This is a genomic window from Neobacillus sp. SRL179, assembly GCF_984799095.1.
In genome coordinates, this window is the sequence record NZ_OZ481792.1 from 4,517,997 (window position 1) to 4,533,593 (window position 15,597).

Annotated in this window: 21 protein-coding genes and 3 pseudogenes; 10 read left to right on the forward strand and 14 right to left on the reverse strand. The window is 36.2% G+C overall.

Annotated elements, in window-relative coordinates; translation table 11 throughout:
- Positions 1-73: 73 nt before the first annotated feature.
- The 3 genes from AC4E8C_RS22180 to AC4E8C_RS22190 form a co-directional block, all read right to left on the reverse strand.
- On the reverse strand, positions 74-1,033 hold the full coding sequence (locus tag AC4E8C_RS22180) for an alpha/beta hydrolase family protein (protein ID WP_490208799.1): 960 nt from the start codon (positions 1,031-1,033) through the stop codon (positions 74-76).
- A gap of 51 nt (positions 1,034-1,084) precedes the next feature.
- Entirely contained in the window at positions 1,085-1,207 is a 123-nt protein-coding gene (locus tag AC4E8C_RS22185) for a hypothetical protein (protein WP_490208800.1), read from the reverse strand.
- A gap of 108 nt (positions 1,208-1,315) precedes the next feature.
- A complete protein-coding gene (locus AC4E8C_RS22190) occupies positions 1,316-1,669 on the reverse strand; it encodes a hypothetical protein (RefSeq protein ID WP_490208801.1) in 354 nt (117 codons plus the stop codon).
- A gap of 251 nt (positions 1,670-1,920) precedes the next feature.
- Here AC4E8C_RS22190 and AC4E8C_RS22195 point away from each other — a divergent pair.
- Positions 1,921-2,040 (forward strand): annotated as a pseudogene (locus AC4E8C_RS22195) (hypothetical protein); the annotation flags it as partial.
- Positions 2,021-2,074, forward strand: a pseudogene (locus tag AC4E8C_RS22200) (hypothetical protein); the annotation flags it as partial. The pseudogenes AC4E8C_RS22195 and AC4E8C_RS22200, both read left to right, overlap by 20 nt.
- Before the next feature lie 221 nt (positions 2,075-2,295).
- Here AC4E8C_RS22200 and AC4E8C_RS22205 read toward each other — a convergent pair.
- The 3 genes from AC4E8C_RS22205 to AC4E8C_RS22215 form a co-directional block, all read right to left on the reverse strand.
- A complete protein-coding gene (locus AC4E8C_RS22205; RefSeq protein WP_490208802.1) occupies positions 2,296-2,550 on the reverse strand; it encodes a YjcZ family sporulation protein in 255 nt (84 codons plus the stop codon).
- A gap of 241 nt (positions 2,551-2,791) precedes the next feature.
- Entirely contained in the window at positions 2,792-3,112 is a 321-nt protein-coding gene (locus AC4E8C_RS22210; protein WP_490208803.1) for a helix-turn-helix domain-containing protein, read from the reverse strand.
- Between the two features lie 217 nt (positions 3,113-3,329).
- Positions 3,330-3,818, reverse strand: coding sequence for a DinB family protein (locus AC4E8C_RS22215; protein WP_490208804.1), 489 nt, complete (start codon positions 3,816-3,818; stop codon positions 3,330-3,332).
- A gap of 280 nt (positions 3,819-4,098) precedes the next feature.
- Here AC4E8C_RS22215 and AC4E8C_RS22220 point away from each other — a divergent pair.
- Positions 4,099-4,345 (forward strand): annotated as a pseudogene (locus AC4E8C_RS22220) (VOC family protein); the annotation flags it as partial.
- A gap of 99 nt (positions 4,346-4,444) precedes the next feature.
- Here AC4E8C_RS22220 and AC4E8C_RS22225 read toward each other — a convergent pair.
- Positions 4,445-5,221 carry an SDR family NAD(P)-dependent oxidoreductase gene (locus tag AC4E8C_RS22225; protein WP_490208805.1) on the reverse strand — a complete coding sequence of 259 codons (777 nt, stop codon included), beginning with the start codon at positions 5,219-5,221 and terminating at the stop codon, positions 4,445-4,447.
- Positions 5,222-5,630: 409 nt separating this feature from the next.
- Here AC4E8C_RS22225 and AC4E8C_RS22230 point away from each other — a divergent pair, with 409 nt between their 5' ends.
- Positions 5,631-6,014, forward strand: a complete 384-nt coding sequence (locus AC4E8C_RS22230; RefSeq protein ID WP_490208806.1) for a VOC family protein — start codon at positions 5,631-5,633, stop codon at positions 6,012-6,014.
- A 169-nt stretch (positions 6,015-6,183) separates the two neighbouring features.
- On the opposite strand, the gene AC4E8C_RS22235 is transcribed toward AC4E8C_RS22230, so the two are convergent.
- From AC4E8C_RS22235 to AC4E8C_RS22250, 4 genes are all read right to left on the reverse strand, one after another.
- A complete protein-coding gene (locus AC4E8C_RS22235) occupies positions 6,184-6,837 on the reverse strand; it encodes a FusB/FusC family EF-G-binding protein (RefSeq protein ID WP_490208807.1) in 654 nt (217 codons plus the stop codon).
- Between the two features lie 143 nt (positions 6,838-6,980).
- Entirely contained in the window at positions 6,981-7,250 is a 270-nt protein-coding gene (locus tag AC4E8C_RS22240) for a CD3324 family protein (protein WP_490208808.1), read from the reverse strand.
- A gap of 282 nt (positions 7,251-7,532) precedes the next feature.
- Complete coding sequence (locus tag AC4E8C_RS22245) at positions 7,533-8,030, reverse strand: DUF4871 domain-containing protein (protein WP_490208809.1); 498 nt, start codon at positions 8,028-8,030, stop codon at positions 7,533-7,535.
- 438 nt (positions 8,031-8,468) lie between these two features.
- On the reverse strand, positions 8,469-8,951 hold the full coding sequence (locus AC4E8C_RS22250) for a CBO0543 family protein (protein WP_490208810.1): 483 nt from the start codon (positions 8,949-8,951) through the stop codon (positions 8,469-8,471).
- Between the two features lie 204 nt (positions 8,952-9,155).
- On the opposite strand from AC4E8C_RS22250, the gene AC4E8C_RS22255 reads away from it, so the two are divergent.
- From AC4E8C_RS22255 to AC4E8C_RS22275, 5 genes are read left to right on the forward strand one after another with little or no spacing between them, the layout of a single operon-like run.
- Positions 9,156-9,401: a hypothetical protein gene (locus tag AC4E8C_RS22255; protein ID WP_024030851.1), complete on the forward strand. Its 246-nt coding sequence runs from the start codon at positions 9,156-9,158 to the stop codon at positions 9,399-9,401.
- Between the two features lie 16 nt (positions 9,402-9,417).
- Positions 9,418-9,786 carry a spore coat protein gene (locus AC4E8C_RS22260; protein WP_490208811.1) on the forward strand — a complete coding sequence of 123 codons (369 nt, stop codon included), beginning with the start codon at positions 9,418-9,420 and terminating at the stop codon, positions 9,784-9,786.
- 18 nt (positions 9,787-9,804) lie between these two features.
- The gene (locus AC4E8C_RS22265) at positions 9,805-10,941 is read left to right on the forward strand and encodes a zinc-dependent alcohol dehydrogenase (protein ID WP_490208812.1); all 1,137 of its coding nucleotides are present in this window, start codon (positions 9,805-9,807) and stop codon (positions 10,939-10,941) included.
- A 17-nt stretch (positions 10,942-10,958) separates the two neighbouring features.
- Complete coding sequence (locus AC4E8C_RS22270) at positions 10,959-11,153, forward strand: hypothetical protein (protein WP_490208813.1); 195 nt, start codon at positions 10,959-10,961, stop codon at positions 11,151-11,153.
- Between the two features lie 18 nt (positions 11,154-11,171).
- Positions 11,172-11,471 carry a spore coat protein gene (locus tag AC4E8C_RS22275; RefSeq protein ID WP_490212629.1) on the forward strand — a complete coding sequence of 100 codons (300 nt, stop codon included), beginning with the start codon at positions 11,172-11,174 and terminating at the stop codon, positions 11,469-11,471.
- Between the two features lie 151 nt (positions 11,472-11,622).
- Here AC4E8C_RS22275 and AC4E8C_RS22280 read toward each other — a convergent pair whose 3' ends face one another.
- Complete coding sequence (locus tag AC4E8C_RS22280; protein ID WP_490208814.1) at positions 11,623-12,720, reverse strand: L-dopachrome tautomerase-related protein; 1,098 nt, start codon at positions 12,718-12,720, stop codon at positions 11,623-11,625.
- A 293-nt stretch (positions 12,721-13,013) separates the two neighbouring features.
- Here AC4E8C_RS22280 and AC4E8C_RS22285 point away from each other — a divergent pair, with 293 nt between their 5' ends.
- Positions 13,014-13,247, forward strand: a complete 234-nt coding sequence (locus AC4E8C_RS22285; RefSeq protein ID WP_490208815.1) for a hypothetical protein — start codon at positions 13,014-13,016, stop codon at positions 13,245-13,247.
- A 92-nt stretch (positions 13,248-13,339) separates the two neighbouring features.
- Here the strand turns inward: AC4E8C_RS22285 and AC4E8C_RS22290 are convergent, their stop codons facing one another.
- Together AC4E8C_RS22290 and AC4E8C_RS22295 are read right to left on the reverse strand one after the other, a co-directional pair.
- Positions 13,340-14,350, reverse strand: coding sequence for a DUF3231 family protein (locus tag AC4E8C_RS22290; protein WP_490208816.1), 1,011 nt, complete (start codon positions 14,348-14,350; stop codon positions 13,340-13,342).
- Between the two features lie 239 nt (positions 14,351-14,589).
- On the reverse strand, positions 14,590-15,438 hold the full coding sequence (locus AC4E8C_RS22295) for a hypothetical protein (protein ID WP_490208817.1): 849 nt from the start codon (positions 15,436-15,438) through the stop codon (positions 14,590-14,592).
- Positions 15,439-15,597 lie beyond the last annotated feature (159 nt).

A 15,597-nucleotide genomic window follows, 5' to 3' on the forward strand; every position in this document is an offset into this window, starting at 1 on the left:
TAAAAAGTATGTCAATTGAAGACCTGCCCTATGTAAAATGGTGCATGAGAACCGTCCCCATGCACCCACTGTCTCAGATGGTAACCTTACTATTCTTCCAGCTTCTTAACCAGCCAATAAGGTAATCTTTTAATTCAGCATCGATTGGATTTTTAAGTGACTTTTTATTATTATTCATGATTTTGCTCATGCTGTATTCTACATCGGTTTTACGAAGCATGTGTGTCATATCTTGAATAATATGAGTTTCACAGGGACCCGGAACAAGAGCTTTGATTTTTTCTAAATCGCTGACCCTTACGTTGACATCCTTTGTTCCCGTAATGGCCAGAACAGGACAAGTGACCTTTTGCAATGGTTGTGATACATCAAATTGGACAGTCTCTCGATTCCATTTCGCGTTAATTTTTTTCCCTTTATACTTAATAACCGGCTCATCCGATGCTTGCAGCCGCTTCATTAAATCATCATTCATTTTGGTAATTTTTTTATCTACCTTTAATAATCGAAGCAGCCATCCTTGGAATCCTTTTATTGATCGTAAATCCTTCATCATTTCCTCACGCTGCCATTCCATTGTAACAGCTAAGGGCTCAGCTATTCCCGCAAGCAGAATGATTCCATCTACTGGAACTTTTTCATAGACGAATGGTGCGATAATACAGCCTTCACTGTGTCCTAGTAAAATCACATTTTCAGAGTCTATGTTTGGATGACTTTTAGCAAATTCTAGTACCGCTTGGGCATCGTCAATTAAATCGTACACACCCATTTCATAATAGTCCCCTTTACTCGCTCCGACGCCCCTTTTATCATAACGAATACTCGCAAACCCCTCTGCCGCCACTACCTCACTTAATTCCTTAAATATATTCATCGGCATTCCTTTAGCATTCGCATCTCGATCGATCGGTCCACTTCCATGGACCATCACCACTAAAGGAAATTTCTTACTTTCTCCAGCTGGGATGGTCAAGGTTGCTGCTAACGGAAATTGCCCTTCTATCATCACATCAATTTCACTACTCATCATTCTCAACTTCCTTATTCGTTTATTTGTGATTCTCCTAGAGTTGATTTTCATTCACGAGAACCGTCCCCATGCGTACCCATGCTTCCAACCCTTACTTTCTAAAATTCCTCTGACCTTTGATAATTCTTCCACTGAATATCCAATATAAATCTCTTCTTTATTAAAGAAACACATACTCATCCCCCACTAATGAGTCCTTGATTCCATTTTATTACATTACAAGGTCTTACTAGAAGTAGTTTTTATAATCTTCTGTTATTAAAAAAGTTTATACATGATGATTTAATGTTTGTCTAATTCTTTCTTACCTTTATAGGGTATTAACGTCATACTAATAGTTAAACAAATTAGTGCACCAAACCCAGTCGTAATGAAAGATAGTTCTTCTTTAAAAAAGTACACACTTATACTCCAAGTTATAAAAATTACCCAGCCTAAGACATTGATTATTTTGAGTTTTACTCCTCCACCGCCATTTGAATGAGGCAGATATAAGCAAATGCCGTTTAAAAGGCACCCAGAGAAGGCAATGATTATGCCGATGATAAACCAATGAGTTGATAAAAAAATTTGAATATATAATCCTACTACCAATAAGAGTAAGCCAACCCACGCTACTATTCTTCCTTTTTTCATTTCTCTTTTCCCCTTAACACTCCTATTTTTTCTTACGAAAGTCACTGTATGTTTTTTCCAATTATTATATCATATTCCAGTTGTTTTGCTTCATTGGGGCAAATACTCATGAAAGTTGAATTAAACAGTGGTAAGACTTAATGTAAAAAAAACAACTAGGACCTTGGTTTTGGAGCATGTAGTACAGAAGTAAAAAAAGCTTGTCCGATCGAAATAACGTTACACATTATTGGTGGAAAATGGAAAGGAATATGATTGATATTCTATCGAATCATTCTGTCCGGTTTAATGAGCTTAAAAGACTCATACCAGGTATTTCAAAGGATGTTGACTTTACAACTAAGGGAACTCGAAGCAAATGGTATTGTAGAGCGATACGTAGAAGATACAGCACCAAGAAGGTAGAATATTCTCTTACTGAGCAAGGGAAAAAGTGATCTCCTATTATTGCCTCAATGAGAAGTTGGGGAATTCAATATATGCGTTAGCTAAGGGTCATTTTTGCTCGACCCTTCAAAAAGAAAGAGGCATTACCTTTGTTCCAGTAATGCACCCGAAATTTAAGTTTTATCATTTCACAATCTTAGTTTTAAAAAAACCGAAGTAATTCTCCTCAGTGACATCTATTAACAGAAACAAACTGCACCCACAACGATTAATAAAATAAACAACACTACGATGAGGATAAATTCACCGCACCCATGTACAGGAAAACAATCAGCATAAACAGGAGCTGCATAGCAGTAAGACACTGGCTGGGGAAGAGGAGTAATCGGTAAGACGTTAGGCAAGGCGTTTGGTAAGGCATTTGGCAACACATTTGGTAAGGCATTGGGTAGTGCATTTGGTAAGGCATTTGACATCGGTAAGGCATTTACCATTTTTTACACTTCCTTTCTAATGCATGAAGACATAGTCTGACTTACACTATATAGTACACTCAGAGAGAAATTTGGAGCCCGTCTATATGAAAGATGGGCAAGACTTAGGGACGATTGACCACAAATAAAAAAAGCACTAAGGGTGCTCTTTTTCAGCTATTTATTCTAACCGTTAGTTGGTTATGTAACTGGATACCGAAAAAAAAACAACATACCCCATAAACATTAAAGTTCCAGCTCATTACGGAACAACAATAAGTTCTGTGTTTAGAAGCCATTTGTCTATTGCCTTTTTAGGATAATAATCTTTTTGATCAATTTTTATATGTGGGATTTCACTCGTAAAACTGGTTTCCCCATTGGGTATTTCCGTTAACTTTTGAACTTCCTTTGGACTTATCCCTAAGTAATGGGCTACCTCTGTCTTTGTTAGCAGCTGTTTTTGAGTCTCTTTTGTAGGAGAGTTTTTCTTTTCGCTTAAACTGTCAGAAATAAACCGACAGCCTATAACGATACTCACTGCCAAACAAAAAATCGAAAGTGCAACCAAGTTATGTTTCATTCCTTCCACCCCTTTATCTATTTCTTTATATATTATTCTTCAACTATCTTAATAAAGCCTCCTAAGTAACTTGCTACTTTGAGTTCAATAAAAAATGGCTGCCCTATTGGCCGCCGGATCTTCAAGTAACCCACCCTTTAAGTACGGTACTTCACCAACTTTTTCAACTAAAAAGGCAATGTCATTTAAACATCGCCCAAATTACTTCTTGAATAAGTTAATCCTCTGTTCCTAATACATCTGTATTTGGCGGCTCATAGCCCATCTGACGGAGCATGGCTACTATTTGTCCCTTGTGATGAAACTCGTGAGTGATGGTATGCATTAGCAATTTAGATGGAGTAATAGATAATAGTTCAGGTGCTTCTCTCCAAGGGATTTCTCTCTCCATTAGCACGTTTAAATTATGTCCATGTTGTTCTAATAATTCATTTACAATTGAATCCACTTGTTCAAATCGTGCTATTATTTGCTCTAAACTGAGGTTTTGTATTTCTTCCTTTGGAGTAAGTGGTTTTTTCGTCTTCAATAAAACAAATGAGCCAAGCCATGCAACATAGCAATCAGTTATATGAACCAATGTGTCTCTTACACTTTGCCAACCGAATCCATTTGGAAGGGTAAAATGATGAGGATCTAATTTCCCACAAAAATCTAACAGGGTTCCTCTAGTTTGTCGAACCCATCCATATTCATGTTGAAGCATCAAAACACCACCTTAACAAATATAACTACTTATTCTATACATGTAAGGAATAACCTTTCTTTACTGACAAAAAAAGATCGCCGCAGCAATCCCTTCTTAAACTAAAGCCCCCGTGGGACTAGATCTCGTCAGCTAAACTGTTCACCCCCCTGCTTGTATAAACATGATTAAGGCTGGTTGGGACCATGATCCCGTTTAACAAGCGAACCTATGAGATTACAAGGAGCGTTAGGGGTTACCGACTAATATGTATTTCTAGGAGGAGGAGAAAATAATATGAATCCAACGCAATGATATCCGGGAGTCGTATACGCATGTGGCGTTTTCGGTGGATGAGGCAGAGTTTGGCGGGATAGTCGGCTGAATTTGGTGGGAGTGGAAATCCTGCCAGGGCGGGAGCGCCACGGCCGGGATAAGCATTCGGTGTATTTCCTGGATCCGGATGGTCATAAGTTTAAGTTTCATACCGAGACGCTGGAGGACCGGCTGGCGTATTATCGGGAGAATATGGGCATATGGAGTTTTTTAGCACATGCCAGATCCTTTTAAGGGACACAAAGGGGACCGCCAGTATTAAATCCTATCAATCTATAGTCCCCTTATATCTACCACTTCTTCAATAATCCTCAATTAACAAAATTCACTCCGCCATCTGCGATGATATTTTGCCCGGTAATGTAAGAAGCTTCATCAGAGAGCAGCCATGTGACAACAGCTGCTGCTTCCTCTGGGTTGCCAATTCTTCCTAAAGCATTCAAATTGTTATATTTGGCCTCTAATCTTATTGCGTCTTCTGCCGATAAGCCGGCAAACTTCCTTTCAATCATCGGGGTCCTAAATGCTCCAGGAGTAAGAGTATTGACTCTTATTCCCTGGCTGCCATACTCTTGGGCTACGCACCTAGATAGCGTATTGATGCCGCTTTTCCCCGCTGCGTAAGCAGTAGTTCCAGGGGAACTGAGCAAAGCATCCAGCGAAGAAGTATTGACGATTGCACCTGCCCCATTCTGAAGCATCGCCCGAAGCTCGTATTTCATGCACAGCCAAACGCCTTTGATTGTAACACCCATCATATGGTCAAAGTCCTCTTCGCTGAATTCATGGGTGAGAGCGGGTTTTCCTTCGGAATTGCCTGCGTTATTGAAGGCGAAATCCAGCTTTCCGAAGGTGGTTACGGCTGTATGTACCATGTTTTCCACTTCACTGGACTTGCTGACATCAACTGGAACAAATAGAACATCTGGATGGATTTGTTTTAATCTGGATAATGCTTCTTCACCTTTAGGGCGACTTCTTCCTGCAATGACTACCTTCGCTCCTTCTTCCATGAGGGATTGCGCAACCGCCAGCCCAATTCCCGACGTTCCGCCGGTGATGATCGCTACCTTATTTTCAAATCTCATTTTGCCCCTACTCTCCGAGAATTCGTTTTTAGTAAAGAAAGGCTGCCTGTTCGTAAAATCTATGGTTGTAAAAAATGCCTCGTCCATACACTAAAGGAATTCACCAATAAAGTGCCCAAATCCTTCCTGGCAATCTATCCAGGCAACAACTCTTATATAAGAATGTTGCCTAATTATGTGAACCAAGCAAAAACGCTATTAGCTGTTTTAGTCCAACAAGAACTGCTCATAAAATTTGTTGTTCCTATTCTAGCAAATTACTTAAATATTTACTTAACTAAACTGACCCGTTGCTAAAGTACATTGTCACAACAGCTGTAAAAAACGACATAAACTTTAGAATTTTAAAAGGTTATTTTTAATTACTGTTGAATGGTTAATATACAGAAATTAAAAAGGTGGAATGTTTATGAAATCAACTGTCTCACCAATTGCATGTAAGGTAAATAATGTATTTATCCATGTTAGTGATTTAAAAAAATCCGCAGAATGGTACAATGATCTACTTGGATTACCCTTTAATAAAGACTTAGTCGACTCTCCTGTTTACAATGTCCCTGTAACTTCAGAAACTGGCCTTACCCTAGATGATCACACATTTGACCCAAGCTTTAAATTGAATCCCTCAGATAACGTTTTATTTAACTTCTTCGTCCAAGATATTGATGAAGCGTACCAGTTTATTAAGAACAAAGGAATAATCGTTGTGAAAGAAATCGAGCGTATTGGTGATTTTGCCTATTTTAACTTCAAAGATTTAGATGGTAATGTTTTAATGGCCTGTAATAGTTAAATGTTCTGAGCAGGGTAAAGAAATTTCACCTTTGCTTTTTTTCTGAATTTGGTTCAAATTGGACATAAGGGGTCTAACTAAAATGCGCTTTTCGGCACTAAAAAAGACTGCCAATATGACAGCCTAGGTTCAATAACTATACCCTGATGTTAAGTACCATCTGAAGTCCTCATTTTGCTAGTGCATCTTTTAGAAAAGTAGTTACATAGTCAACATTCGTTATTTTTTTATTGCATTCGCTGCTGTCGACACAAATAAGATTACCGATAGACTTGTAATAATCCGGATTTTTAGATTTTTTCGCTTTGGTTACCGTGGAAAAATGGGCCACCTCACCAAAACTATTACAAAAGGAACAAAAATTTTTTTTATTAGTGGGCGCAAATTCACATTCAATGCCAACCATTTTTCCCTCTAGCTCATATACGATAAATTTTTTATTATAGCCTAGGTCATTCCAGCTTAAATAGGTCAACTGGTTGTGGTCTAAAGTGGATAAATCAGGCAATTTCAATTTTTTATGCTTGGGAAACATTTTTTTCAGTTGCTGCTCAGTGATTTTTGGAAAGGGCAGCAAATAGTCCGAGAGATGGTTTATATAGTGCTCATACTCTTTATCAGTTTTCAGTCCGGAAAGATCCAGCATTTCTTGTTGTTCCCTTGATACCGTTGGGAATTGCTCCAAGATTTTAGCATTAGCTAACTCGATCACAGCGGCCAAAACGTTCTGAGGTACGTTCTTTTTGGTGCTGTCCTTAATTAAAGCAATCTGTTTTCTGATAAAATTCAACTGTTCATTCCTAATAAATTTTTCGGTCATCATATATATCTCCAATCATTTTACTCCCAACTCTTATCCTTATATTTTAAACCATGCCGCAAACCCGCAAAATGGATAAAATGATTTAGAAACGTTTTTTACATAAAAACAGCACTGTTTGAAAGATATTCAACAGTGCTGTTCGCTTACTTTTTATGTGAATAAACAATTTTCTTAATGGTTTCAGTTGATAGGTAATATTCCTCAGCCAGTTGCTGGATACTGCTGCCACTACTAAAAGAATCTCTAATGGTGTCATTACGGCGATCAAGGCTCCGTCTCCCACCACTTACGGTTCCCCATTTCAAATGCTCCGTTTCCGGCTTGGGAATGTAAAGAGTTTCCCCTTGGACATACTTTTGTATTTCTACAATTAGCTGTTCTGGTAGAACTTTGTTGGCATTAATATAGTTCAATTTTGCCCGCTCCTTATTTTGATTTTGAAAAAATAAGGTGCAAAGCCAAAATATTAGAAAGCTTGTTTAGCGATAAAGATAAATGTTTCGCCCCATACAAAGTATCGCCTTTCCAATACTAGGCTTTGCATGAGTGGAAGAAGTACCAGATATTCTTAAGTGATTATCCAACTATAAGCACCCCCTTTACATTGCATTATAGCGAAATTTACTAGGTGATAAAATTATCTTTTAATGGTATTTTTCATCATTTTTATTGATTCAATAGTTCAAAATGCCTTTTTATTTCGTATGAACCTTAATGAATACAGTTCCAAATAGTGTCTCTCCAATATAAGCATCTAACTTCCACATTCCGCTCTTAGGCAGGGACATATTGGATGGGATGTGTCGGTCTGCGCCATTATTGGGTCCACCCAGATCTACACCTTCTAACACAGTTATTTGTTCCCCATCATTTTCGTGTGTGGCGACAACCTTTAGTTTTCCTTCAAACTCTTTATCTTTTCCCCAAAAATGCCACATATATTTTTGGGTTTTATTTGGATAAAATCTAAGGACATCATTATCATCATAAATAAAACCTAAACGTCCTTTTTCACCAATTAAAGTATAATTACCAGCTTTAAAAAAAGAACTTTCATTCCAATTCTGTGCTCGGTTTCTCTTGTCCTGATGGTTATTTACTGTTTCTTCATTATTATTGGAAACCTTAGTACAGCCCACAAGTGTTAATGGATAAATTATTAACAACATAAGAACCAATGCTTTTTTAAGCATTTAGGAATCCCCCCTTAATAATAGACGGTATCAGCTGTATATTGTTTCAGAATATTCAATTTTATTAAAAAATAATGGTTTGATTCCTCATTCAACTAAACTTTAGAATTTAAAAAAGACCAAAACTGGAGATCAGAAAAAATATGACTCTATATTTAAACTCCTTCCTTCTTCCTGTTTAAGACACCGATAAATTTGAAACCATAAAAATAATCCACATGACAAGTGTTAAGGGTAATAATAAAATTCCAAGTCCAAAATTATCATCTTCCAAAGGGAGAAATTCTCGAATATCTGTTGTGTAAATGATTGCAATGTACATGAATTCATTAACTTGTAACCCGGTTAGGTTAGAATCCCTTACAGAAAAAGTAGATTTGATTGAGAAATAATTTTATTTATGGCATTTCTCACTCTTTTTTCTCATAGGAAATTTTGCTAAATTATTTCGTTTTTTTCACTAACCTCTCTACTATCCTGTATGTATTTTAATACAAAATAAAGAAACTGTAATGACACAAAATACACTGCTGCGGAATACCAAGGATTCCATTTACCATAATGTAATACCTCAATTTTTACAGTATATAATTCAAGCAAAACAAGAATTCCTGTACAGACCAGGGCATATATTAATTTTCTAATTGTAGCAGCGTTACTCGGAAAGTAATTAACAATAATATATAATACTCCTACCTGTCCCATGGCAACAATTAAATACGCCCAATCAACCTCCTTTTTATCAAAATACCAATAAAGATGGTATTTAACATCAAGATATAAATCCGACACAAAATTCATCATTAAAGCAAATAATACGCTCGCAAACAATTCATGCCTGGTCTTTCTCCTTTTTACACAAAAAGCTACTATTAGGACAATTATCACTGTTAGAAAAAATAGAATAAAGATAGCAAACACCCTCTTTCTTGTTTGTTATTCTTTCATCTATAAGGTGTTTATAATCCTTAACTCATTACAATCATTTTTTTTGAAATATTCTCTACATTATATAAATCCAGCCATTTAATGAGCGTTTTTCCTATCTTAAAAAACTTTTAATGAATGATTTATTGTAAATTTGGAAAAATACCTTTGTTTAAGTCAATAAGGAGGGGACCAAAAATGGACATTCAAAAATTAGCCGATCATGAGTCATTGGATCTACATGAAGTAATTAATTTCAAAACCCTTTGCTTAGCGAAATCAAAACTAATGCAAGGACTCGTATTTGATCATGATTTAAGAGCATTGATGCAAAAAGATGTTGAACAATCCATGCAAGCACTTGGAGAATTACAGGCAATTTATCAACGCGCACCTTTTGAAGCTCCAGTTCCTCAAAACCGGCCAACACCAATAATAAATTGAATAGGAGGCAAATTCATTGAACCAGGACTATTTAGACCCTATAAACGCGCTACACGTACCAGAGCTAGCAGATACCACATTTGCGATGGATTTACTTCTTCGTGCCAAAGAAGGTGTGCGCAATATTGCTGTCGCATTAACGGAGTCTGCATCACCTGATGTTAGAACCGTCTTACGAAACCAGTTAATGCAAGGGATTGCCATGCACCAAGAAATTACAGACCTAATGATTAGTAAAAAATGGTTCCACCCATACGAACTAAGTGAACAGTATAAACTAGATCAACTCTCTGCCAACAATACATTGATGATTGGCAAAATGAATCTATTCCCTGTTGAGACCAATAGAAAAGGTATGTTTGACCGGACACCTGATGAACACTAACACTGGAGGCTGTAACCAATGAAGGCAGTAACATATCAAGGTATTAAAAATGTTGTAGTCAAAGAAGTTCCAGATCCAAAGATTGAAAAACCAGATGACATGATTATTAAAGTAACGAGTACCGCTATATGTGGGTCTGATTTACATTTAATTCATGGCATGATTCCTAACCTGCAAGAAAACTATGTCATTGGTCATGAACCAATGGGAATTGTCGAAGAGGTTGGTCCAGGTGTGACTAAACTAAAAAAGGGAGATCGCGTAATTATTCCCTTTAATATAGCATGCGGTGAATGCTTTTTTTGTAAAAACCATTTGGAAAGCCAATGTGATAATTCTAATGATAATGGTGATATGGGTGCCTATTTCGGATATTCTGGTACGACGGGGGGCTATCCAGGTGGGCAAGCTGAATATTTAAGAGTGCCATTTGCCAACTTTACTCATTTCAAAATACCAGAGACTTGTGAAGAACCAGATGAAAAGTTAACAGTTATTGCCGATGCGATGACTACTGGTTTTTGGACTGTTGACAATGCAGGCGTAAAGGATGGAGATACCGTTATTGTTTTTGGCTGTGGTCCGGTTGGTCTTTTTGCTCAAAAATTCTGTTGGCTAAAAGGGGCAAAGCGAGTCATTGCCGTTGATTATGTCAATTATCGCCTGCAGCACGCCAAGCGCACCAACAAAGTAGAAATTGTTAACTTTGAGGACCATGAGAATGTAGGAAGTTACCTGAAGGAAATCACCAAAGGAGGTGCGGATGTTGTCATTGATGCAGTTGGTATGGACGGTAAAATGACTGATATGGAGTTCCTTGCGAGCGGAATGAAGCTTCAAGGCGGTGCATTAAGTGCGTTTATCATGGCTTCACAAGCAGTGCGTAAAGGCGGGACAATTCAAGTTACTGGCGTGTACGGCGGAAGATATAATGGTTTCCCTCTTGGAGATATTATGCAGCGAAATATCAATATCCGCTCTGGGCAAGCACCTGTGATTCACTATATGCCATATATGTTTGAATTAGTTTCGACAGGAAAAATTGATCCAGGAGATGTCGTAAGTCATGTACTTCCACTTAGTGAAGCAAAGCGTGGCTATGAGATTTTTGACACAAAAATGGATGATTGTATAAAAGTCGTGTTGAAACCCTGAGGAAGGAGATATGAAAAATGAACTACGCCTTACATGAAGTTCTTGAGGTCCATGAGATGGCTGCATTTAAGACCACTTGTTTAACTAAATCCAAAACGATGAAAGCGTTAGTTACGGATCAGCTATTAAAAAATATTATGCAGCAAGACATTGATGTATCTACGAGACAATTACAAGAATATGCTTCTATCCTTTCCAACGCTAAGCAGTAAATTAGGAGATGAATGAACATGAATCCAATCATTGAAACTTTAACTGGCATGGACGGACTATCGGATCAAGTGGTTGCAATGGATCTACTCATATCAGCTAAAAGTGGAGTTAGAAATTATGCCATGGCAGTTACGGAAGCAGGAACGCCGGAAATTAAAGAAATGCTCACTCGCCATTTAATGGAAGCTCTTGATATGCATGAACAAATATCCTTATATATGGCAGAAAAAGGATGGTACTATGCTTGGGATACAAACGAACAAATCAATTTAGATTTAAATAATATCAATACAGCATTGAACTTACCGACATTATAAATTCCTAGGAACAGTTTAACACTCACCAAATTAAACTGTTCCTATTAAACCATTTTGAGTTTATTTTGCAGAAGTAAATCAAGTTAATACTTCTTGCTTACTAGTGTTTGTTTTACACTATATAATGAAAACAATTAATTGACTATTTTTATTATGAAAAGGTAGGAGCAGGAAATTCATCAATTTTGATACGAAGTAAACTATAAGGTTTCTGTCGTAAGTCTTTTCCATAATGAAATCTAGGCTGGCGATGTAATTGGTTCACAATGACATACAAATATTGATCCGAACCAATTGAAAAAGTATCCGGCCACAAAATTCTCGGATCATGTGCGATAGTTTCCATTATGCCATTTGGCAATATTTTACGGATACTGTTGTTTTCATAATCTCCAGCATAAACAATTCCCTTTGCATCGGTGATCATTCCATCAGACGCACCTTTTTCTCCCCAATACTCCACATGATAAGGTAAATCCACGTCCGGTATCGTTCTGTCTCTTAGGGCTTCTGTTGAGATTGAGAACAAATGACGACTGGTTAGTGGAGCAAAATATAATATCTTTCCATCGGGAGAAATCGCAAGACTATCAGACGCCAATCTAAACGGAGAAGTTGAACCGTCTTTGTTTCGATTCATTAAAATTTGACCTTCTACTTTCGGTATAAAATAGGGATCGGGTGAAGTTGAATTTGCTCCATTTAACCGTCTAAACGCAATTCCATTTTCTAAATCTACGACGATAATAGCCCCTGGTCCTTTGGAAGAAGAATCCGTTATATAGGCATAACCTGCAGTTCCAACACGAAAATCAAATCGGACATCATTCAGGTAAGTTGTTGGCAGGACAACATCTTCTGTAAAGGTATATACTCTTCTAATTGTATTGGTTTTTAAATCAACAGCGACTAATTTTGCCCCACCTTTAATAGGTTCAGAAAAATTGGGTGCCGCAGTATCTAATACCCAAAGCGTTCCCCTTCCATCAGCAACTACACTCTGGACACTGATAAAAGTCATGGTGATATTCTCAGGGTTAACCAGATTGGTTTGTAAATTAGGATAAGGCTGCAATTTATCCTCAACAATTTCCGCCACCGTAAATTTAACATCGTCTCCCCATTTCGGAAAGCAAATGAAAATACGGCCAGTTTCTGAAACAGTAACACCTGTAGGCATTGCCCCATTAAATGCATAAACTAGTTCAAACTTTCCGAAATATTTTTCAATAGGCAGCATAGGTTTCATGATATCCTCCTCAACCATTTAAACGGGATATCACCTATATATGATTTATATTTTTTCTAGTGCATGTTTCTTAATAAGTTTTTCTATACGAAAAGATGATGGAATTGATTGCAATTGAAACTGTGTATGTTTCAACCCGGTTAGGATCCCTTACAGAAAAAGAAAGCTTTATTGTCATAAGTATTTGTAAATTAAATGACAAATTTATGAATCTGGCGAAAAACTCTTTTCAATTTCAGTTTTACTTGATATTATTCCTATTAATACAGTAGGAATAGTGGGTGTTTCCGAAAATGTCTTTGTATGAAAAATTACCAAGTGATTTTTTGATTCAATTTTATTATGAAATGAAAAAAATGATTTCAAAAGGATTAGTTTCTAAAAATATGTACTATGAATTAGGACTAATAATTGCAGTTGCATCAAAAAGAGGGATACTTTTGGATAAGCCAAAAGATTTTGAACAACACATTGTCCACGAATTATTAATGGAATTAAGTAACTGGAAATCCACCGTGGTTGAATAAATAGTTAATCGTAAGAGGGTCTTCCATTAAACACACAAAGAGCCACTGATAAAAATCAGTGGCCTTCTATTATTATTTTTTTAAAATAAAATTTATTGATTATTTTTAATGATTTGAGCCCGATCCTCCGTTTGTGGTGGTTCTTCAAACCATCCTTGTTTAATCTTAATTTTAATTCCTTCATCGCCGTAGAAATAAATATCCTTTGCAATTAAGGCAGTTTTTAAAGATATGTCATTTCTTAATGTAAAAAATGTTCCAAAACTACTCCCTACCATACAGAACCCATTTAGAAGGTAGACACAATGCATCATGAGTTTTTCAGAAAATGGGGGAATGGTTGAAGTGGTTACCGTACTTCCCAAAGTAGAGGAAAACTGAACATTGCTTTCTAAAAGAATTTCTTGAAATGTTCTTATTTGCTTCTTACAAAGTTCTATTCCTTTTACAAAGTATTCTTTAACCTCTTTGGTCCTTGAACATTGAGCAAATCCTGTAATAAGCTGCAATCCAATATTATTTGACTCTATTGCGTGATGAAGTATCCCCAGTTCTAGGTCATTCAAAGCCCTTTTAGAATCAAATGGGTTCAATCCACTCATGTAACTTTTATTTTTAATAAACTCCGTTGACTTTGGCATGGTCGATTTTGGTGGAAGAGATAGAATACCTTTTTCAAGCAAATATTGAGTGGCTAACAAATAAACTCTTTGAGTGGTAGAAGTAAGCCCCTCATAAAGCTTAATCATTTGGTTGTTGTAAGCCATATTCATATTCATGGTGTACATCCCCATACTAACTTTTTTTAAAATACGGACAAACATAATATCAAACCCATTGTCATACAACTTTGGTGCTTCTAAGTTGACATCTTCTTTTGTGAATCCAACAGGTTTCACCATTCCTTGGTCTTGAAATATCTTTTCCATCTCTAAAATATACGAATTCAGTGATTCCCACAAACCACCTGTAATATTTTTAGCCCTTGGGTCATCTGCCTTTTCAAAGAAATATTCTAACATCCTAAGAATCAGTGTTTTTTCTTGGTAAGTTAACCAAAGTGTTCCCGCTTCTGATGCGCTTAAAGGATTTGTTGGAGCCAATAGAATTTACCCCCATGCTTTTTTTTCTTATTTTTCACGATCAAATTACTTATTATGTAAAAGGAGGAAATCAATAAAAAATGAAACACCCTATGCATACTAAATATGATTTCAATCGTCCTTCTTTGTTATTGTCTTTTTTCGGAGTTAGAGAAGTTTATTTTCATGATAGTGCAATAAGAAAAATGCTGCCTCAATGGGCAGCTAGGGTCTTTAATAAAAGAACGCTATTTAAAAAGCTATTTTACCATTTGTAATGCTAACTTATCTTTTAACTTAGACCTATATGAGTCAATTTCATATTTTGTATTGTTGATTTTTTCTTTTTTCATTTTTAACATATCGAATATTTCTAACTCTAAATTCCTTCTAGCTTCAAGAACTTTTATCGCTCCTTCTACACCTGAATGGTTATATTCTTTCCCATAGCCTTGGTTAGTGTAATAGTCGACAATTCCTGTGGACCATTCTGGAGTTCTTTCTTTTAATGCCTTCCTAAATGAAAATTCAAGATTATCTTGTTCTACATACAATAACATTGGATTTAAATTCTCTATAATTTTTGCAACCTTCATGACATAGTTTATTATTTTTTCTTTTTGTACACCATATTTAATCATCCCAATAGTTAATGGATTTTGTATGAAACAACATTCAAAGATATAAACCTTATTACCTTCTAGAGCGATTTCAGCAAAGTCATTCCATTTGTCAGCAATTAATTCAACATTTTTATCGAATGGTAATTCATATATATCGTTTTTAAAAATAGTGTTAAATAATTCGTCCAAAAACTGGTCGCCAAACTCATTTTTTATCTTTCTATATGGTAATAAATAATTGCTTCCTTTTTTTAGAACTCTTTTAAGAAGTACTTCTTTAAAATCTCCACTGTTAGATAATAATCTATCGAATTCAAATTTATTAAAACAAGATACACCATCATAGTCGGCTGGGTGGTTCAAATTTCCCTCTAAAAATAGTTCAACTTCAATTTTATTTTGGTTAAGAATTTCATTTATTAGCTTTGCAGTGGTTGATTTTCCAAATCCAGGTAAACCTTCTACTATTATTAGTTTTGTATTCATAGTTATAAATCCCTTTCTTCAAAGTATTTAACCAAGATTATAAAAATCACTTACTCCACTGCAATCACCCCTTCAAAATATGATATTCACCATTTCCTTAAAAAATCCTTCTTCAAGTTACCTGCCCGATAGCACAACAAGAAAAAGACTGCCGCAGCG